This window comes from Allobranchiibius huperziae (assembly GCF_013410455.1).
Taxonomy (GTDB): Bacteria; Actinomycetota; Actinomycetes; order Actinomycetales; family Dermatophilaceae; genus Allobranchiibius; species Allobranchiibius huperziae.
Genome location: NZ_JACCFW010000001.1, coordinates 1,801,556 through 1,816,797, shown reverse-complemented (window position 1 = coordinate 1,816,797; position 15,242 = coordinate 1,801,556). Strand labels below are relative to the sequence as shown.

Genomic DNA, 15,242 nt, shown 5'->3' with positions numbered 1-15,242 from the left:
GATCCACACGAGCAGATGACGAGCGCGGGTCCTTCGGGGCCCGCGCTCGTCGCTGTCTCACTCGTAGAGCACGTACTCAGGGCGCGGCACCAGCGCCAGCACCTGCGCGGGGGTCATCAACGGCCCGGCCTGCGCGTCCTCCTGGAAGAACAGCTTGAAGCCCGGTGCGACGAACGCCGGGGTGTCCTTCATGACCAGGTGGTAGGTGTCGGTCTTGTCCTCCGCGGCGCCGATCCCGTCGACGGACTTCACCAGCGCCACGCCGGTGTGCGGCCGCAGCGCGGACTGGTCGCGCAGGATCGAGGGGCGCAGCACGTGCACCACCAGGGCCTTCTCCGGCAGCCTGTGGGCGCTGACCAACCCCGAGAGGTAGGCGGCGACGTCGTTCACGATCTCGCCGGTCGTCGAGCCGAAGACCGCGCCGGGTCGCTGGCCCGCCCGGATCGACCACTCCGGGTCCAGTGCCAGCCCGACGTCCGGCTCGGTCAGCCAGTGCTCGTACGCGCGGGCCTCGTCCAGGAAACTCGCGCGGCCGGGCTGGATGTTCAGCAGCAGGAGGGCGCCGTGGGCCCGTGCGGCGGTCAGCCAGGTCGAGATGACCTCGTCGCTCACCCTCGCGCGGAAGAGTCCGTCGCCGCCGGGCGCGCCCTGGACGACGGTCGCGATCAACTCCACGACCGGCAGGATCTTCCGACCGGTGGACCACGCCGGGCACGCACTCATCATCCGGTCCAGTTGGACGTCCAGATCACCGATGCCGAGCTGGCCGAGGGCGGGCGCCCCAGGGGAGCCGCACCACCCGAAGAGGAAGCGCGACGGGAAGATCGTGCGGCCGCCTCCCGGCAGCTCGGCGGCAGCCGGAACGGTGCTCGGCCTGCTGGTCGGCGTGCTGGTCGGCGTCCGGGGAGGGCCGCTCGTCCGTGCGGCCGGGATGATCGCGGCCGGGGCTCCACACGCCGCCACCGTGGCGGCGCCGAGCGCTCCCAGAGCACCCCCCACCAGCCCCCTCCGGGATACTCCGCGAACTGTCACCCCTCGATGAGACCACGTCGCCGAGCGCAAGTGCGCACGACGTGCCGGGGCGTGTGAAGGCTGCATTGAGGTCGAGCCGGAGAAGTCGCTGAAAAACAATGAGGCTGTGAGGTGAACCGGTTGGCCGTCCGCTCCGTACTACCAACCGGACGTGCGATGCAGCGGCACCTGACGGTGCGGGCACCGATGCGCCCGATGTCCGGCAAGACCGCATCGATCGCAGGAGTTCACATGTCCCAGTCCCTCGTCCGTTTCCCCGCCGTCGCGATCGCAGGTGTCGGCCTGGCCGTCGCGCTCGCCGCCTGCGGCGGCAGCTCAGGCACTTCTTCCAGCTCTGCCGCCAGCGCTTCCTCGACCAGTTCATCGTCGAGTTCGGCGCCGAGTTCGTCGTCCAGCTCCTCTTCGCCGGCCACCTCGTCGTCCGGTTCGTCGTCATCCAGTGCCCCGGCCGCGGCGGGGCCGACAAAGACGGTCACCGCCAACGAGGTCGAGTTCCACATCACCCTCAGCACCATGACCTTCACACCGGGCACCTACACGTTCGACGTGAAGAACGGCGGCTCGGCCACGCATGCTCTGAAGATCGTCGGACCGGGCGTCGACAAGAGCACCTCGGACATCGCCGCCGGCAAATCCGCCACGCTCACGGTGACCCTCAAAGCCGGCACGTACGACGTGAACTGTCCCGTGGCCAACCACAAGATGCTCGGCATGGACGTCAAGATCAAGGTCGCCTGAGATGGGTGCCACCCCGGGTCTGCATGCAGGCGCCGGTGACACGACCGGGCGCGACCACACGATCGAGAGGTCCGGCTCCTTCCTGACCGTCGTCGTGCTGCGGGTCCTCGGCGCGGCGGGTCTGCTCGGCAACGGCTGGGTGCACTATCACCTGTGGGACCAGGGCTACCGGTCGATCAAGACCATCGGCCCGCTCTTCCTGCTCGACGCCATCGCTGCCGTCGTCCTCGCCATGGTCGTCCTCGCGGCGCCCCGTCGGATCCTGCCGCTGGGTGCCCTGGCCGGCTTCCTGATGCAGGTCGGCACGATCGCGGCCCTCGTCGTCACCACGAAGCGCGGACTCTTCGGTTTCACCGAGTCGACCAAGGCCCCCGACTACTGGGAGTCGGTCTGGGTGGAGAGCATCGGGGCCCTGGTGCTCCTGGTGCTCGTCGGATACTGCGTGTCCCGGATGCGGGCGAGGACGGTCTCGCGACGGTGGTAAGACCTGAGGTGCAGGCGAAGGAGCGCACGGATCTGCGTGCGCTCTACGACCGACATGCGACGGCGCTGTTCGGTTTCGCCCTGCACCTCAGCGGCGGTGACCGCGGCCGTGCCGAGGACATCGTGCAGGAGACCCTCGTCCGGGCATGGCAGCACCTGCCCGGGCAACCGGCCGTACGGCAGGACATCCGTCCGTGGCTGTTCACCGTCGCCCGCCGGATCGCGATCGACCAGCACCGCAGGGCCGAGGCCCGACCGACCGAGGTGTCGGGTGCCGGGGCCGACCGGGTCCTGATGGGCACGCCGGACGACACCGACCTGGAGGCCGGCCTCGACCGGATCGTGATCCTCGACGCGCTCGCGGCGCTGTCGGTCGAACACCGGGAGGTCCTGATGCAGACCTACTACGTCGGCCACACCGTCGCCGAGGCGGCCCGCGTCCTGCAGATCCCCGTGGGCACGGTGAAGTCCCGCGCGTTCTACGCCCTCAAGGCGTTGCGGCTGGCACTGATGGAGCGGGGGATGACGCCATGACCGGATGGTCCTACGACCCGGTGCGGGCCGACCTGGCCGCCTACGCGCTGGGCGCCCTGGAACCGGCCGACGAGATGGCGGTGCGGGACCACCTGCCGACCTGCGAGGAGTGCCGCGCCGAGCTGGCCGAGTTCTCGGCGATCGTGCCTCGGCTGGCTGCCGTCGCCGACAGTGACCTGACCCTTCCCCGCCCGCCCGCCGCGCTCTTCGATCGTGTCGCGGCGGCCGTCGACGCCACCGAGCAGGACGGGACGCAGGAGCCGCCGGCGTCGGGTCCGACCTGGCGGAAGCGCGCGCTGCGCGGCGGGAGACGTCGGCTCATCGCCGTCGCAGCGGTGCTGGCTCTCCTGCTCGCGGGCGGAGCCGCGCTGACGGCGCAGCGACTGAACCAGCCGGACACGGTGAACGCCGTCGCCACGTCCGGTGCCGTCACGATGCACGTGAGAGCCACCGGCGTCGCCTCGGGCACCACCTTGCGCATCAGTGTCGACGGCATACCGCAGAACGTGCAGTGCCACCTCGTGGTCACCAAGGACGACGGCTCACTTCACTCGGCGGGCTGGTGGTCCTCCGGGTACTCCGGCCACGCCGTCTACACCTCCTCCACGGACGTTCCCCGTCGGCACCTTGCGGTCCTCACGCTGTACGGCGCGGACGGCGAGAGCCTGGTCAGTCTGCGAATGTGATCTGCTTCCCATCCGTCCGGGGAGGGGCTCCGAATACCCCGCACAGCGACCCGGAAGGACGCATCATGGAGCAGTTCCTCACCACACCGCATGCCTCACGGGCACGCTGGGTCGTCGCCGTGTTCGCGGTCGTCGCAGCCGTGGCCCACATCCCGGTCACCGGTGAGCACCTGCGCGAGGCGCCGTACATGGGGTGGCTCTTCATCGTGCTGACCGTCGGGTGCCTGTCGATCGCCGGCGCAGCTCTGGTCCGCGACAGTTCTGCCGTGTACGCGCTCGCCGTGCTCACCTGTGGGCTCGCGGTCGCAGGTTACGCGGCCACCCGTCTGACGGCGTTCCCCATGCTCTCCGACGACGTCGGCAACTGGCTGGAACCCCTCGGCGTCGTCTCGGTGATCACCGAGACCATCGTGGTGGTCGCCGCCATCGTCGGACTGCGCCACCGGGCGCAACCGGCCTCCAGGATTTCGACCTCATGGCCATCCACCGTTCGCGGCGGCTGACCACGAGGATCGAAGCAAGCGGTCTTCGTACCGCACCGTGGTTGAAAGCTCCTCGCGAGGTTTCGACGCTTCTCAGATAGACCGAACGGTTCCACAGTGAATGCCTCGAACTGGCGACGTCATCCCGACTTCGATCGAGCATCACGGAAGGGTTTACGCATGTCGACTGTCAAGAAGTCCCTCGCTCTCGCTGCCGCTGGAGCAGCCTGTGTTGCGATTCCCCTCTCGACCGCCTCGTCCGCGATGGCTGACTCGAGCGGCACCACCTACCTGTCGGCGCACCTCACGCAGCTCAACGAGAGCGGCGCGAGCGCGACCGTGACCGGCACGCTCAAGGGCGACCAGTTGTCGATCAAGATCGTGGACTCCGGTCTGCTCGCCGGCGCCCCGCACGCCCAGCACATCCACGTCGGCGGGACGAACTCCTGCCCGTCGCCCACCGAGAAGGGCACGGGCGTCGACGGCCACCTGCGCGTCGCCGACGCACAGGACAGCTACGGTGCCATCGCGCAGTCGCTGACCACCTCCGGTGACACCTCGCCGGCCAGTGGCCTCGCGGTCACCCGGTTCCCGGTCGGGACGGCCACCTACAGCCGCACCTTCACTGTGCCCGCGGCCACCGCGACTGCTCTGAAGGACGGTAAGGCCGTCATCGTGCAGCACGGTGTGGACTACAACAAGGACGGCAAGTACAGCGGCTCGTCCAAGTCCGAGCTCGACCCGAGCCTGCCCGAAGAGGCCACCGACCCCGCCGACTGTGGCGTCGTCCAGGCTAGTCAGATGAGCATGATGCCCGGTGGCGGCGTGAACACCGGCTTCGCCTCGACCAAGGACTCCAACAACAGCACCGCGATCGCGGGCGGCGCTGCTGCCGTGGCGATCGGTGCTGCGGGCGTCCTGGTGATGCGTCGCCGTCAGCGCACCAACGTCTGACCCACCCGGTCTGACACGGAGTAATTGAGGATCACATGAAGAACCGGACACGCGCACAGACCATCGCTATCGGCGTGCTGTGCGCGTGTCTGGTCCTCGGTGGCATCGTCGCTATCGTGTGGGGCACGCACCGCCCCGCCCACACCGACGCCATCCCGCTTCCGGCGTCGCAGACGAGCAGCTCGAGCACCTCGCCCGCCAGCCCGTCCGTGACGTCCCCGTCGACGTCCTCCTCGGCGAACAGCCCCGCGGCGGCGCCCCTCTCACCACCCAGCAAGATCAGCATCCCGAGTCTGAACGAGGGGTCGACGCTGCTGACGCTCGGCGCGACCGCCAACCGGGAGATCGTCGTACCGGACGACAAGCACGCCGACCAGGCGGGCTGGTTCACCGGATCACCCACCCCCGGAGCCGTCGGTCCGGCCACCATCGTCGGCCACGTCACCAGCTCGCGCGGGGGAGCGGTCTTCTATCACCTGGCTCAGATCAAGAACGGCGCCACCGTGACGGTGACCCTGAAGAGCGGGAAGGTCCTGACCTACGACGTCTATCGCGTCGTCAGCGTCCCCAAGGACAACTTCCCGACCCAGGCGGTCTACGGCAACACCACCGACCCTGAACTGCGCCTGATCACCTGCGGCGGCAGTTTCGACTCGGCGACCGGCCACTTCCGCAACAACACCGTCGTCTACGCCCGCCTGGCCGCCTAGACCTCCTCAGCCCGTCCGGGCGCGGAGGAGCCCCAGCCGCCGTCGTTCGGCCGTGACGGGGGTGATGGCTGCGCCGACCAGCGGGAAGACCGCGCAGATCGCGAACGCGAGCCCGTATCCGTGCGCGGCGGCCAGTGCCCCGACCAGAGGTCCGGTGCCGAACGCCGCGAGGTTCTGCGCGGTGTTCTGGGTGCCGAGCGCCCGACCGGCCCAGAACGGCCCGGCGAACTCCGCTGTCGCCGTGAAGCCCAGCCCGTTGTCCGTCACCGACACGATCGAGGCCGCCGCGAGCGCCAGGATCACCAGCACCGAGCCCGCCCACGCGGTGGCGGCCACTGCGAGCATGCAGCACATCGAGACCACCGCGATCTGCCGCATCGGCCCCAGCCGGTTGCCGACCCGATCGGACCAGCGACCTGTCACCAGACGGCCGGTGGCACCCAGGACGGCGATCACCGCGAGGATGCGACCCGCACCCGCAGGATCCCAGTGACGCTGTGCCACCAGGTATTCGGCGGCGAAGGTCGCGGTCGCGAACTGCGGGACGACCAGCAGGGCGCTGGCGGCGTGCACCCGCCACAGCGCAGCCGAGTCCCGGTAGGGCGATGCAGGGCGCACTCCGGTCTGCACGGGCGCGTGGCGCGGTGGGTCGACGGCGAACAGCAGCAGAGCCAGCGTGACCAGGAGACACAGCACCGAGGGCGCGATCAGCGCCACCGACACGCCGTACCGGTGGGCCAGCGGTGGCAGCACTAAGGCGGCCACGGCGACCCCGAGCGGCTGTCCCATTTGCCGCACGCCCATCGCCACCCCGCGTCGTTCCTGCGGGAACCAGCCCATGATCAGCCGCCCGCTCGCGGAGTTGACCGACGCGCCCGCGGCTCCCACCAGGGCCAGCGCCGCCGCACGGGCGGGCAGCGTGTGGCTCGCGGCGGCCACCAGGCCGGCGAGACCCGTGAGGCCGAGGCCCAGCCACATCGCCAGCCGTTCGCCGTACCGGTCGGCGAAGCCGCCCCACAGGATGAGGGTGGCGACCAGGCCGAGCGACGGTGCGGCCGCGAGGGCACCAGCGCCGCTGAGGCTCACTCCCTGCGCCCGGAAGGTCGGCACGAGGAACGGCATGCCGTAGAGGAGGCTGCAGGCGACGGTGAGCGCCAGGGTGCCGAGCGTCAGCATCACCCAGGGGCGTGCAGTCACCGGTGCGTCCACTCATCCGACGGTAGGCGGGTGTCCGCTCGATGAGACCGGTGTCTCGCGATCCGGAAGAACTGGTCAGCCGAGCGAGGTGGCGTTGAAGGTGTCGCAGGCGTTGAGCCGGCCGGTCTGATAGCCCGTCTGGAACCAGTGCTGCCGCTCGGCGGACGACCCGTGCGTCCAGGTGTCCTGGTTGACACGTCCGGACGACTGCTTCTGGATGCGGTCGTCGCCGACGGCGGAGGCCGCCGACAGTGCCGACCTGATGTCCGAGGCGGTGATGGCCTTCAGGTACGCCGTCCCGTTGGCGTCCTTGGTGGTCGTGGCGTAGTGCGCCCAGAGACCCGCGTAGCAGTCGGCCTGCAGTTCCGTGCGGACGGAGCCGCTCGTGGCGCCCTGGGGATCCTGCTGCGCGCGTCCGAGTGCGCCGAGCAGGTCCTGGATGTGGTGGCCGTACTCGTGCGCCACGACGTACTCCTTGGCCAGCTGACCGGTGTCCGCGCCGTACTTGCTGCTCAGCTCGGAGAAGAAGCCGGCGTCGATGTAGACCTTCTTGTCGAGCGGGCAGTAGAAGGGTCCGGTCTGGTTGCTGGCGGTGCCGCAGGCGGACTGGGTGCTGCCGCTGTAGACCACCGCGACGGCCCCGGTGTACTGCTTGCCGGTGGCCTTGGGCAGATAGGTGGTCCAGAAGTTCTCCACCGTCGCCACGGTGGCCTTGATGAGGCAGATGTCGTTGCGGTTGGCGTCGGCACCGGTCTTGCAGGCGGCGAGCTGCTGCTGCACCTGGTCGCTTCCGCCGACCTGCCCTCCGTCGTACTGATTGCCGGCGACATTGCCGGCGTTGCCCGCGCCGTCGGCGTTCGACGTCGTGCCGCCGGTGCCACCGCCCGCGAAGTGGGTGATGAGGATGATGATGACGGTCAAGACCAGCCCGCCGACACCCCCGCCGGCGACCATCCCGCCCGGCGCGAAACTCCCGCCACCGCCGCTCGAACCGCCGCTGGAGACGTCGGAGGTGCCGATGTTGGCGTTGTCGTTGAACGTCACGGCGGGTCGACCTTCCGAAAATCGGTGGGCCGGACAGGGCCCGGCTGATCTACTTCAGCGTAGTCAGCGACATTGGTCACGTGCGCGCCCATGTGGTCGTCCGGCCGCTGCGGTGGGCGTAAAATGGTGTATACGCCTGACCCACCGGCCCGGGGTCGGGCGTTCGCGTTGCCGCGTCCTGCGCAGGCGAACGCCCCTCATCCCACCCGAAGGAGTCCGACCGTGCTCACCGCGCATGACCTCGAACTACGCGCCGGCGCCCGGACCCTGTTGGAACACACCAGCTTCCGCGTCGCGCCCGGCGACCGCGTCGGTCTCGTCGGCCGCAACGGCGCCGGCAAGACGACCCTCACGAAGGTGCTGGCGGGCCAGGCGAACCCCGAGGCCGGTCAGGTGACCCGCTCCGGCGAGGTCGGCTACCTGCCCCAGGACCCCCGCACCGGCGACCTCACGGTGCTGGCGCGCGACCGCATCCTGTCCGCGCGAGGACTGGACACGATCGTGCGCGACCTGCGCAAGGCCGAGGCGCAGATGGGCGACGAGGACGAGGAACGTCGCGAGAAGGCGATGCGTCGCTACACCCGGCTGGACCACGAGTTCCAGGCGCAGGGCGGGTACGCCGCGGAGTCCGAGGCCGCGTCCATCGCCTCCGCGCTGGCCCTCACCGAGCGACTGCTGGACCAGCCGCTGCAGACCCTGTCCGGTGGTCAGCGACGCCGCGTGGAGCTGTCCCGGATCCTCTTCTCCGGCGCGCAGACGCTGCTGCTCGACGAGCCGACCAACCACCTGGACGCCGACTCGATCGGCTGGCTGCGCGACTACCTGCGCGCGTACAAGGGCGGGCTGATCATCATCAGCCACGACGTGGAGATGCTGGACACCGTGGTGACCCGGGTCTTCCATCTCGACGCCAATCGCGCCGAGCTCGATCAGTACAACATGGGGTGGAAGACCTACCTGCAGCAGCGCGAGACCGATGAGCGCCGCCGTAAGCGTGAGCGGCAGAACGCCGAGAAGAAGGCGTCGGCGCTCTTCGGCCAGGCCGACAAGATGCGCGCCAAGGCCACCAAGGCGACGGCCGCGCAGAACATGGCCAAGCGTGCCGAACGGCTGCTCGCCGGCCTGGAGACCGAACGCCAGCAGGACCGCGTCGCCAAGCTGCGCTTCCCGAAGCCTTCGCCGTGCGGCCGCACTCCGCTGATGGCAGAAGGGCTTTCGCGGTCCTACGGCTCGCTGGAGATCTTCACCGACGTCGACCTGGCGATCGACCGCGGCTCGCGGGTCGTCGTTCTCGGCCTGAACGGTGCGGGCAAGACCACCCTGCTGCGGATCCTCGCGGGCGTCGACGACCCGGACACCGGTGAGGTGCAGCCGGGGCACGGGCTGAAGCTCGGCTACTACGCCCAGGAACACGAGAACCTCGATATGGACCGGTCGGTCCTGGACAACATGAAGTCCGCGGCCCCGGACCTCGGCGAGACCGAGACCCGCAAGGTGCTCGGCTCGTTCCTCTTCAGCGGTGAGGACGTGCTGAAGCCCACTCGGGTGCTGTCCGGTGGCGAGAAGACCCGGCTGTCGCTCGCACTGCTGGTCGTGTCGTCGGCCAACGTGCTGCTGCTCGACGAGCCGACCAACAACCTCGACCCGGCCTCGCGTGAGGAGATCCTCGGCGCGCTGCGCGGCTACGAGGGTGCCGTGGTGCTGGTGACCCACGACGAGGGCGCCGTGTCGGCCCTGGAGCCCGAGCGGGTGCTGATGCTCCCTGACGGGGTCGAGGACCACTGGAACCCGGACTATCTGGACCTGGTCACACTGGCCTGACCCGGCCGGCGTACGCCGCGTGGCCGGCCGCTTCGGCACCCGGGTCCGCCACGCTGATGTGGCTGGTTTGCGTCCGTGGCCAGGGCTGCAGCACTGGCCACAGACGCAAAACCCCCACGTCGGCGACCTGCCCGAGACGCGCTCGGCATACCAGCACCCCGCCGGGTGTTGACCCTGCCAGACCTTTCAGACCTGCACAGCGAGGAGAGCCGACGTGTCGATGCCCGGCGGTTGGATGACGATGCGCTCGCTCACCCGCGACTCCTCGGTCAAGAACGCCCCGCTCAAGCCGGGGACGACCAAGCGGGTGCTCGGGTACGCCGGCCCGTTCCGGCGTCCCCTCATCGCATTCCTGGTGATGGTGATCATCGACGCGCTGATGGTGATCGCGACCCCCTTGATCCTGCGCGAGATCGTCGACAAGGGCGTCCTGCACAGGGACACCTCACTCGTGGTGTGGCTCGCCGTGGCCGCGGCCGTCGTCGCGATCCTGGATGCCGGGCTGGGTGTCGGTGAACGCTGGCTGTCCGCGCTGATCGGGGAGGGGCTGATCTACGACCTGCGTCGGGAGGTCTTCGCGCACGTGCTGCGCCAGCCCATCGCGTTCTTCACCCGTGCTCAGACCGGTGCGCTCGTCACCCGCCTCAACTCCGATGTCATCGGCGCGCAGACGGCGTTCACCTCCGTGATGTCCAACGTGGTCTCCAACGCCGTCAGCCTCGCGGTGATCGTGACCGCGATGGCCGTGCTGTCCTGGCAGCTCACCCTGGCGGCGCTGGTGCTGGTGCCGCTCTTCCTCATCCCGACCCGCATCATCGGACGCCGCGTCGCCGGGCTCACCCGCAACCAGATGATCGAGAACGCCGACCTGGGCGCGCGGATGACCGAGCGCTTCAACGTCGCCGGCGCCCTGCTGGTCAAGCTGTTCGGCCGCCCCGAGACCGAGCACCGCGAGTACGCCGAGCGCGCCGGCAAGGTGCGCGACTACGGCATCGCCCTGGCGCTGCAGCGCAGCGTCTTCCTCGTCGGACTGACGCTGCTGGCGTCGCTCGCCACGGCCATGGTCTACGGCATCGGCGGTGTGATGGCCGCCCGCGGCACCCTCACCGTCGGCACGCTGCTCGCGCTGGCCGCGTTGCTCGCGCGCCTCTATCTGCCACTCACCCAGCTCTCGAACGTCCGGGTCGACGTGATGTCGGCGCTCGTGTCGTTCGAGCGGGTCTTCGAGATCCTCGACCTGCGGCCGATGGTGCGCGAGTCGGCGGACGCGGTGGCGCTGCCGGACGGGCCGCTCGACGTACGGTTCGAGGACGTCGAGTTCAGCTATCCGGACGCCGACCAGGTGTCGCTGGCATCGCTGCAGACCGTGCAGTCCGGTGACGACGGCGCGAGCTCGCAGGTGCTGAAGGGGCTCTCGTTCGTCGCGCGCCCGGGGGAGATGGTCGCCATCGTCGGCCCGTCCGGTGCCGGCAAGACCACGATCAGCGCGCTGGTGGGCCGGTTGTACGACCCGACGTCCGGCGCCGTACGGATCGGAGGGGTGCCGCTCACCGGGGTCAGCGACGTCTCGCTGCGCGACCGGGTCGGCATGGTCACCCAGGACGCGCACATGTTCCACGACACCATCGGCGCCAACCTGCGCTACGCGCGCCCGGACGCCACCGACGCCGAACTGCACGCCGCCCTGCAGGCCGCGAACATCTCCGACCTGGTGGACCGGCTGCCGCACGGTCTGGACACCCTGGTCGGCGACCGCGGTCACCGCCTGTCCGGCGGCGAGAAGCAGCGGCTCGCCATCGCACGCCTGCTGCTCAAGGCGCCGTCCGTGGTGGTGCTGGACGAGGCCACGGCGCACCTGGACAGCGAGTCCGAGGCGGCCGTGCAGCGGGCACTCGACACGGCGCTGGAGGGGCGCACCTCCCTGGTCATCGCGCACCGCCTGTCGACGGTCCGTGCCGCCGACCAGATCCTCGTGGTCGAGGCCGGGCGGATCGTGGAGCACGGGCGGCACGCGGAGCTGCTGGCCGCCGAGGGGCTGTACGCCGAGCTCTACCGCACGCAGTTCGCCGAGGCACCGACCCCGGCCTGACCGTCCCGATCGTCAGCGGATCGCTGGCGCCGACGTCACTTTCCTGCGGACAACCGACGGGGCACAGGGGTGGTTGTCAGCGGTTCTGTGGCGTAGGCGCCACTTTCCTGCGGACAACCGATGGGGGGTCGCTGCTTTTCAGGCGTCCTCTTCGTCCCAGATGCGCACCTTCTTGACGCGCGGCGGCTTCGCCGGCGTCGCACCCGACTCCAGTTCGGCGTCCCGGTGCTCCTGGCGGGCGCGGAACAGCACGAACGCCAGCCCGGCGACCATCCCGAGCCACCACTGCAGCGCATAGCTGAGGTTGATCCCGGCGTACGAACCCGGGTCGGGTTTGTCCAAGGGCGCGGGCCGGGCGGGGACGGCGCCGGTCGCGGTCCGTTCGCTGCGCATCCGTACGAAGACGTGGGTGTACGTCGCCACTCGAGTCTGTGCGGTGACGTCCCCGGGATTGATCGAGGCGACCGAGCCCTTGACCGGCGCCCGCCCCAGACTGTCCTCGGTGGGCCGCAGCCAGCCGAGCACCGTGCTGGTGCCGGACGGCGCGGGGGGTACGTAGGCCGGAGTGGAGGCGTTGGCGCCGTTGTCGACCCAGCCGCGGTCGACCAGCACGGTGCCCGCCCCGCCGTCCTGCACGAACGGCACCAGCACCTCGTAGCCGAAGTTGCCGTTGTCCGGGCGGTTGCGCACCAGGATCCGGGCAGCCGGCAGGTAGTGGCCGGTGAGCCGCACCTGCGCCCACTGGCGGTTCGCCGGGAGCTGCGAGGTCCGCGTCGGTACGATCGAGGTCAGGGAGCGGGGCGGCGCGTTGTAGTTCTGCGAAACCTGCTGCTGGGCGCCGTGTTTGGACTCCCAGCGGTGCCATTGCCAGCGACCGAGGAAGAAACACCCGATGCCCCACACCACCGCCACCAGGATCCAGGCCAACCAGCGCCTGGTGAGCAGCAAGCGAATCACTGACGCAACGGTACCCGCCGTACTCTGGACGGTATGACGCACACACCCGCTCGCGAGTCGGCGGTGCTGGGCGACCGCTTCGGGCGGGTCGCCGCTGATCTACGCGTCTCGGTCACCGACCGCTGCAACCTGCGCTGCACCTACTGCATGCCCGCCGAGGGCCTGGACTGGATGCCGCGCCCGGAGATGCTGACCGACGACGAGATGGTCCGCGTCATCGGGCTGTTCGTCGATCTCGGGGTGCGTCAGGTCAGGTTCACCGGCGGCGAACCCCTGCTGCGCCGCTCCCTGGTGGACGTCGTACGCCGCGTCGGGCAGTTGCCGAACGCGCCGCGAATGGCGATGACCACCAACGGCATCGGACTCGACAGGCTTGCGCAGCCGCTGGCGGACGCCGGACTGCACCGCGTCAACGTCTCGCTCGACACCGTCTCGCCCGAGCGGTTCAAGGTGCTGACCCGCCGCGATCGCTTCCATGACGTCGAACGGGGTCTCAAAGCCGCCGCGGACGCCGGACTCGCCCCGGTCAAGGTCAACGCGGTCGCCATGCACAGCGATGTCGAGAGCCCCGCCGACCTGCTCGCGTGGTGCCTCGACCGTGGCTACCAGCTGCGCTTCATCGAGCAGATGCCGCTGGACGCCCAGCACTCCTGGGACCGCTCGACGATGATGACCGGCGCCCAGCTGCGTACGGCGATCGAGGAGCGGTTCACGCTGACGGATCTCCCCGCGGAGGCGCGGGGGAGTGCGCCGGCCGAGGAGTTCCTGGTGGACGGCGGCCCCGAGACGGTCGGTCTGATCGCGAGCGTCAGCGCACCCTTCTGCGCGGCGTGCGACCGGGTGCGCCTCACGGCCGACGGGCAGGTGCGCAACTGCCTCTTCGCCCGCGACGAGGGCGATCTGCGCGCTCAGCTGCGGTCCGGTGCGAGCGACGAGCAACTGACCGAGGTGATCCGCTCGACCATGTGGGCCAAGGCGGCCGGTCATGGGATCGACCTGCCGGGCTTCGTGCAGCCGCAGCGCCCGATGTCCGCCATCGGCGGCTGACCCGCTCGCCAGGTCCCACCGGGTGTCCGCAGCATCACGACACCGTCCGCACGAGGATGCGGGACAGTCGCGAACGGCCCGGCTAGGTCTGTTGCCGCAGGTCCTCGACCGGCACGACGTCCTTGAGGAAGCCGCGGATGCCGAGGAAGGAGCTCAGCTGCTCGCGGTGCTCCTCGCACGCCAGCCAGGTCTTGCGGCGTTCGGGCGTGTGCAGTTTCGGGTTGTTCCACAGCAGGGCGTACGCCGCCGGCGTTCGACAGCCCCTGGCGCTGCACACCTCCCGCGGAGCGCCGTCGGGCGGTCCGGCAGGGAAGAGCACGCTCACAGCGGTGTCTGGTGCTTCTCTTCCAGCCGGGGGATCTGCTTCCCGGGGGCCACCGACCCGAGCGCGTCGACACGACGGCGGTTCGTGGCGTTCGCGATGACGACCGCGATGTAGGGGAGCACCACCGCCAGCCCGACGCACACCCAGCGCGCGGGACCGGTCAGGATCACGGCCAATATGAAGCAGGTGGTGCGAATGCCCATGGAGAATAGGTATTTGCGCATCCGCGAGGTCTGGTCGCCTTTGGCGGACGGGGGCAGATTGGTCGCCGATGCAACGGATGGGATTTCCTTGCCTCGGGGCATATCACGAGTGTAGGCGTCAGCACCCTTCGCCCCAGCGGCAGCGTCGTCCGGCTACCGCGCGGTAGTCCGATAGCGTCGGGGCCGACGTCGATGAGGAGACACATGAGCGAGCCCCGCAGGGTCCTGGTCACCGGTGGCAACCGCGGTATCGGAGCCGCGATCGCCACCGCGTTCGCGCAGGCCGGTGACCACGTGGTCATCACCTCGCGAACCGGCGACGGACCGGACGGCGTACAGGCCGTGCCGTGCGACGTGACCTCGGCCGAGCAGGTGGATGCGGCGTTCACGCAGGCCGAGGAACTCCTGGGCGGGCCCATCGAGGTCGTGGTGGCCAACGCCGGCATCACGCACGACACCCTGCTCATGCGGATGAGCGACGACGACTTCTCCTCCGTGCTCGACACCAACCTGACCGGTGCGTTCCGCTGTGCGCGACGTGCCAGCAAGGGAATGCTGAAGCTCAAGCGCGGCCGGATCATCTTCATCTCCAGTGTGGTCGGGCTCTACGGCGCGCCAGGCCAGGCCAACTACGCGGCGTCCAAGGCTGGTCTCGTGGGTCTGGCGCGCTCCATCACCCGCGAGCTCGGCAAGCGCGGCATCACCGCGAACGTCGTCGCCCCGGGCTTCATCGACACCGACATGACCCGTGCGCTGCCGGACAAGCAGCAGGCGGAGTATCTGGCCGCCATCCCCGCCGGCCGGTTCGCCGAGCCGGAGGAGGTCGCCCGGGTCGTGCGCTTCCTCGCGAGCGACGACGCGGCGTACATCAGCGGAGCGGTCGTCCCGGTGGACGGCGGCCTCGGGATGGGTCACTAAGGCAGTGGATCGCAATGGCGAG

The 15,242-nt window shown here is 69.8% G+C and carries 18 protein-coding genes; 11 read left to right on the top strand and 7 right to left on the bottom strand.

The genetic code is table 11. The features are described 5' to 3' along the window. Positions 1 to 57: 57 nt before the first annotated feature. Positions 58 to 999: a hypothetical protein gene (locus HNR15_RS08625; RefSeq protein WP_179480863.1), complete on the bottom strand. Its 942-nt coding sequence runs from the start codon at positions 997 to 999 to the stop codon at positions 58 to 60. Positions 1,000 to 1,259: 260 nt separating this feature from the next. Next, entirely contained in the window at positions 1,260 to 1,556 is a 297-nt protein-coding gene (locus tag HNR15_RS17945; RefSeq protein WP_218883620.1) for a hypothetical protein, read from the bottom strand. Between HNR15_RS17945 and HNR15_RS17940 the strand changes: the two genes are divergently transcribed. The 7 genes from HNR15_RS17940 (at position 1,546) to HNR15_RS08590 (ending at position 5,619) form a co-directional block, all read left to right on the top strand. After that, complete coding sequence (locus tag HNR15_RS17940) at positions 1,546 to 1,770, top strand: plastocyanin/azurin family copper-binding protein (RefSeq protein ID WP_208051982.1); 225 nt, start codon at positions 1,546 to 1,548, stop codon at positions 1,768 to 1,770. The genes HNR15_RS17945 and HNR15_RS17940 overlap by 11 nt on opposite strands. Position 1,771: 1 nt before the next feature. Beyond that, on the top strand, positions 1,772 to 2,254 hold the full coding sequence (locus HNR15_RS08615; protein ID WP_179480861.1) for a hypothetical protein: 483 nt from the start codon (positions 1,772 to 1,774) through the stop codon (positions 2,252 to 2,254). Continuing rightward, positions 2,248 to 2,787, top strand: coding sequence for a sigma-70 family RNA polymerase sigma factor (locus HNR15_RS08610; protein ID WP_343048476.1), 540 nt, complete (start codon positions 2,248 to 2,250; stop codon positions 2,785 to 2,787). The genes HNR15_RS08615 and HNR15_RS08610 overlap by 7 nt, the downstream gene beginning before the upstream one ends. Beyond that, positions 2,784 to 3,473 carry a zf-HC2 domain-containing protein gene (locus HNR15_RS08605; protein ID WP_179483670.1) on the top strand — a complete coding sequence of 230 codons (690 nt, stop codon included), beginning with the start codon at positions 2,784 to 2,786 and terminating at the stop codon, positions 3,471 to 3,473. Before HNR15_RS08610 ends, HNR15_RS08605 begins: the two co-directional genes overlap by 4 nt. Before the next feature lie 65 nt (positions 3,474 to 3,538). Beyond that, the gene (locus HNR15_RS08600) at positions 3,539 to 3,976 is read left to right on the top strand and encodes a hypothetical protein (RefSeq protein WP_179480859.1); all 438 of its coding nucleotides are present in this window, start codon (positions 3,539 to 3,541) and stop codon (positions 3,974 to 3,976) included. A gap of 159 nt (positions 3,977 to 4,135) precedes the next feature. Beyond that, positions 4,136 to 4,909, top strand: a complete 774-nt coding sequence (locus tag HNR15_RS08595; protein ID WP_179480857.1) for a hypothetical protein — start codon at positions 4,136 to 4,138, stop codon at positions 4,907 to 4,909. A gap of 35 nt (positions 4,910 to 4,944) precedes the next feature. After that, entirely contained in the window at positions 4,945 to 5,619 is a 675-nt protein-coding gene (locus HNR15_RS08590; RefSeq protein ID WP_179480855.1) for a class F sortase, read from the top strand. Between the two features lie 6 nt (positions 5,620 to 5,625). Here the strand turns inward: HNR15_RS08590 and HNR15_RS08585 are convergent, their stop codons facing one another. Both HNR15_RS08585 and ypfJ read right to left on the bottom strand, forming a co-directional pair. Then, positions 5,626 to 6,816 (bottom strand): MFS transporter, encoded by a 1,191-nt coding sequence (locus tag HNR15_RS08585; RefSeq protein WP_218883618.1) that lies wholly within the window; start codon positions 6,814 to 6,816, stop codon positions 5,626 to 5,628. Between the two features lie 75 nt (positions 6,817 to 6,891). Beyond that, positions 6,892 to 7,860 (bottom strand): KPN_02809 family neutral zinc metallopeptidase, encoded by a 969-nt coding sequence (gene ypfJ / locus HNR15_RS08580; RefSeq protein ID WP_179480853.1) that lies wholly within the window; start codon positions 7,858 to 7,860, stop codon positions 6,892 to 6,894. Positions 7,861 to 8,082: 222 nt separating this feature from the next. Here ypfJ and HNR15_RS08575 point away from each other — a divergent pair, with 222 nt between their 5' ends. Next, a complete protein-coding gene (locus HNR15_RS08575) occupies positions 8,083 to 9,681 on the top strand; it encodes an ATP-binding cassette domain-containing protein (protein ID WP_179480850.1) in 1,599 nt (532 codons plus the stop codon). Positions 9,682 to 9,901: 220 nt separating this feature from the next. Beyond that, entirely contained in the window at positions 9,902 to 11,770 is a 1,869-nt protein-coding gene (locus HNR15_RS08570) for an ABC transporter ATP-binding protein (protein ID WP_179483668.1), read from the top strand. Between the two features lie 138 nt (positions 11,771 to 11,908). Here HNR15_RS08570 and HNR15_RS08565 read toward each other — a convergent pair whose 3' ends face one another. After that, positions 11,909 to 12,727: an SURF1 family cytochrome oxidase biogenesis protein gene (locus HNR15_RS08565; protein ID WP_179480848.1), complete on the bottom strand. Its 819-nt coding sequence runs from the start codon at positions 12,725 to 12,727 to the stop codon at positions 11,909 to 11,911. A gap of 33 nt (positions 12,728 to 12,760) precedes the next feature. On the opposite strand from HNR15_RS08565, the gene moaA reads away from it, so the two are divergent. After that, positions 12,761 to 13,774 carry a GTP 3',8-cyclase MoaA gene (moaA, locus tag HNR15_RS08560; RefSeq protein ID WP_179480846.1) on the top strand — a complete coding sequence of 338 codons (1,014 nt, stop codon included), beginning with the start codon at positions 12,761 to 12,763 and terminating at the stop codon, positions 13,772 to 13,774. Between the two features lie 82 nt (positions 13,775 to 13,856). Here the strand turns inward: moaA and HNR15_RS08555 are convergent, their stop codons facing one another. Together HNR15_RS08555 and HNR15_RS08550 are read right to left on the bottom strand one after the other, a co-directional pair. Beyond that, positions 13,857 to 14,099, bottom strand: coding sequence for a hypothetical protein (locus HNR15_RS08555; RefSeq protein WP_343048475.1), 243 nt, complete (start codon positions 14,097 to 14,099; stop codon positions 13,857 to 13,859). Then, positions 14,096 to 14,404 (bottom strand): DUF3099 domain-containing protein, encoded by a 309-nt coding sequence (locus HNR15_RS08550; protein WP_179480844.1) that lies wholly within the window; start codon positions 14,402 to 14,404, stop codon positions 14,096 to 14,098. The genes HNR15_RS08555 and HNR15_RS08550 overlap by 4 nt, the downstream gene beginning before the upstream one ends. 102 nt (positions 14,405 to 14,506) lie before the next feature. Between HNR15_RS08550 and HNR15_RS08545 the strand changes: the two genes are divergently transcribed. Further along, the gene (locus tag HNR15_RS08545) at positions 14,507 to 15,220 is read left to right on the top strand and encodes a beta-ketoacyl-ACP reductase (RefSeq protein WP_179480842.1); all 714 of its coding nucleotides are present in this window, start codon (positions 14,507 to 14,509) and stop codon (positions 15,218 to 15,220) included. Positions 15,221 to 15,242 lie beyond the last annotated feature (22 nt).

Coding starts and splice junctions, on each gene's coding strand:
- HNR15_RS17940 (WP_208051982.1), top strand. CDS start 1,546: ATGACCTTCACACCGGGCACCTACACGTTCGACGTGAAGAACGGCGGC.
- HNR15_RS08600 (WP_179480859.1), top strand. CDS start 3,539: ATGGAGCAGTTCCTCACCACACCGCATGCCTCACGGGCACGCTGGGTC.
- HNR15_RS08550 (WP_179480844.1), bottom strand. CDS start 14,404: ATGCCCCGAGGCAAGGAAATCCCATCCGTTGCATCGGCGACCAATCTG.
- moaA (WP_179480846.1), top strand. CDS start 12,761: ATGACGCACACACCCGCTCGCGAGTCGGCGGTGCTGGGCGACCGCTTC.
- HNR15_RS08595 (WP_179480857.1), top strand. CDS start 4,136: ATGTCGACTGTCAAGAAGTCCCTCGCTCTCGCTGCCGCTGGAGCAGCC.
- HNR15_RS08570 (WP_179483668.1), top strand. CDS start 9,902: ATGCCCGGCGGTTGGATGACGATGCGCTCGCTCACCCGCGACTCCTCG.
- HNR15_RS08545 (WP_179480842.1), top strand. CDS start 14,507: ATGAGCGAGCCCCGCAGGGTCCTGGTCACCGGTGGCAACCGCGGTATC.
- HNR15_RS08605 (WP_179483670.1), top strand. CDS start 2,784: ATGACCGGATGGTCCTACGACCCGGTGCGGGCCGACCTGGCCGCCTAC.
- HNR15_RS08615 (WP_179480861.1), top strand. CDS start 1,772: ATGGGTGCCACCCCGGGTCTGCATGCAGGCGCCGGTGACACGACCGGG.
- HNR15_RS08590 (WP_179480855.1), top strand. CDS start 4,945: ATGAAGAACCGGACACGCGCACAGACCATCGCTATCGGCGTGCTGTGC.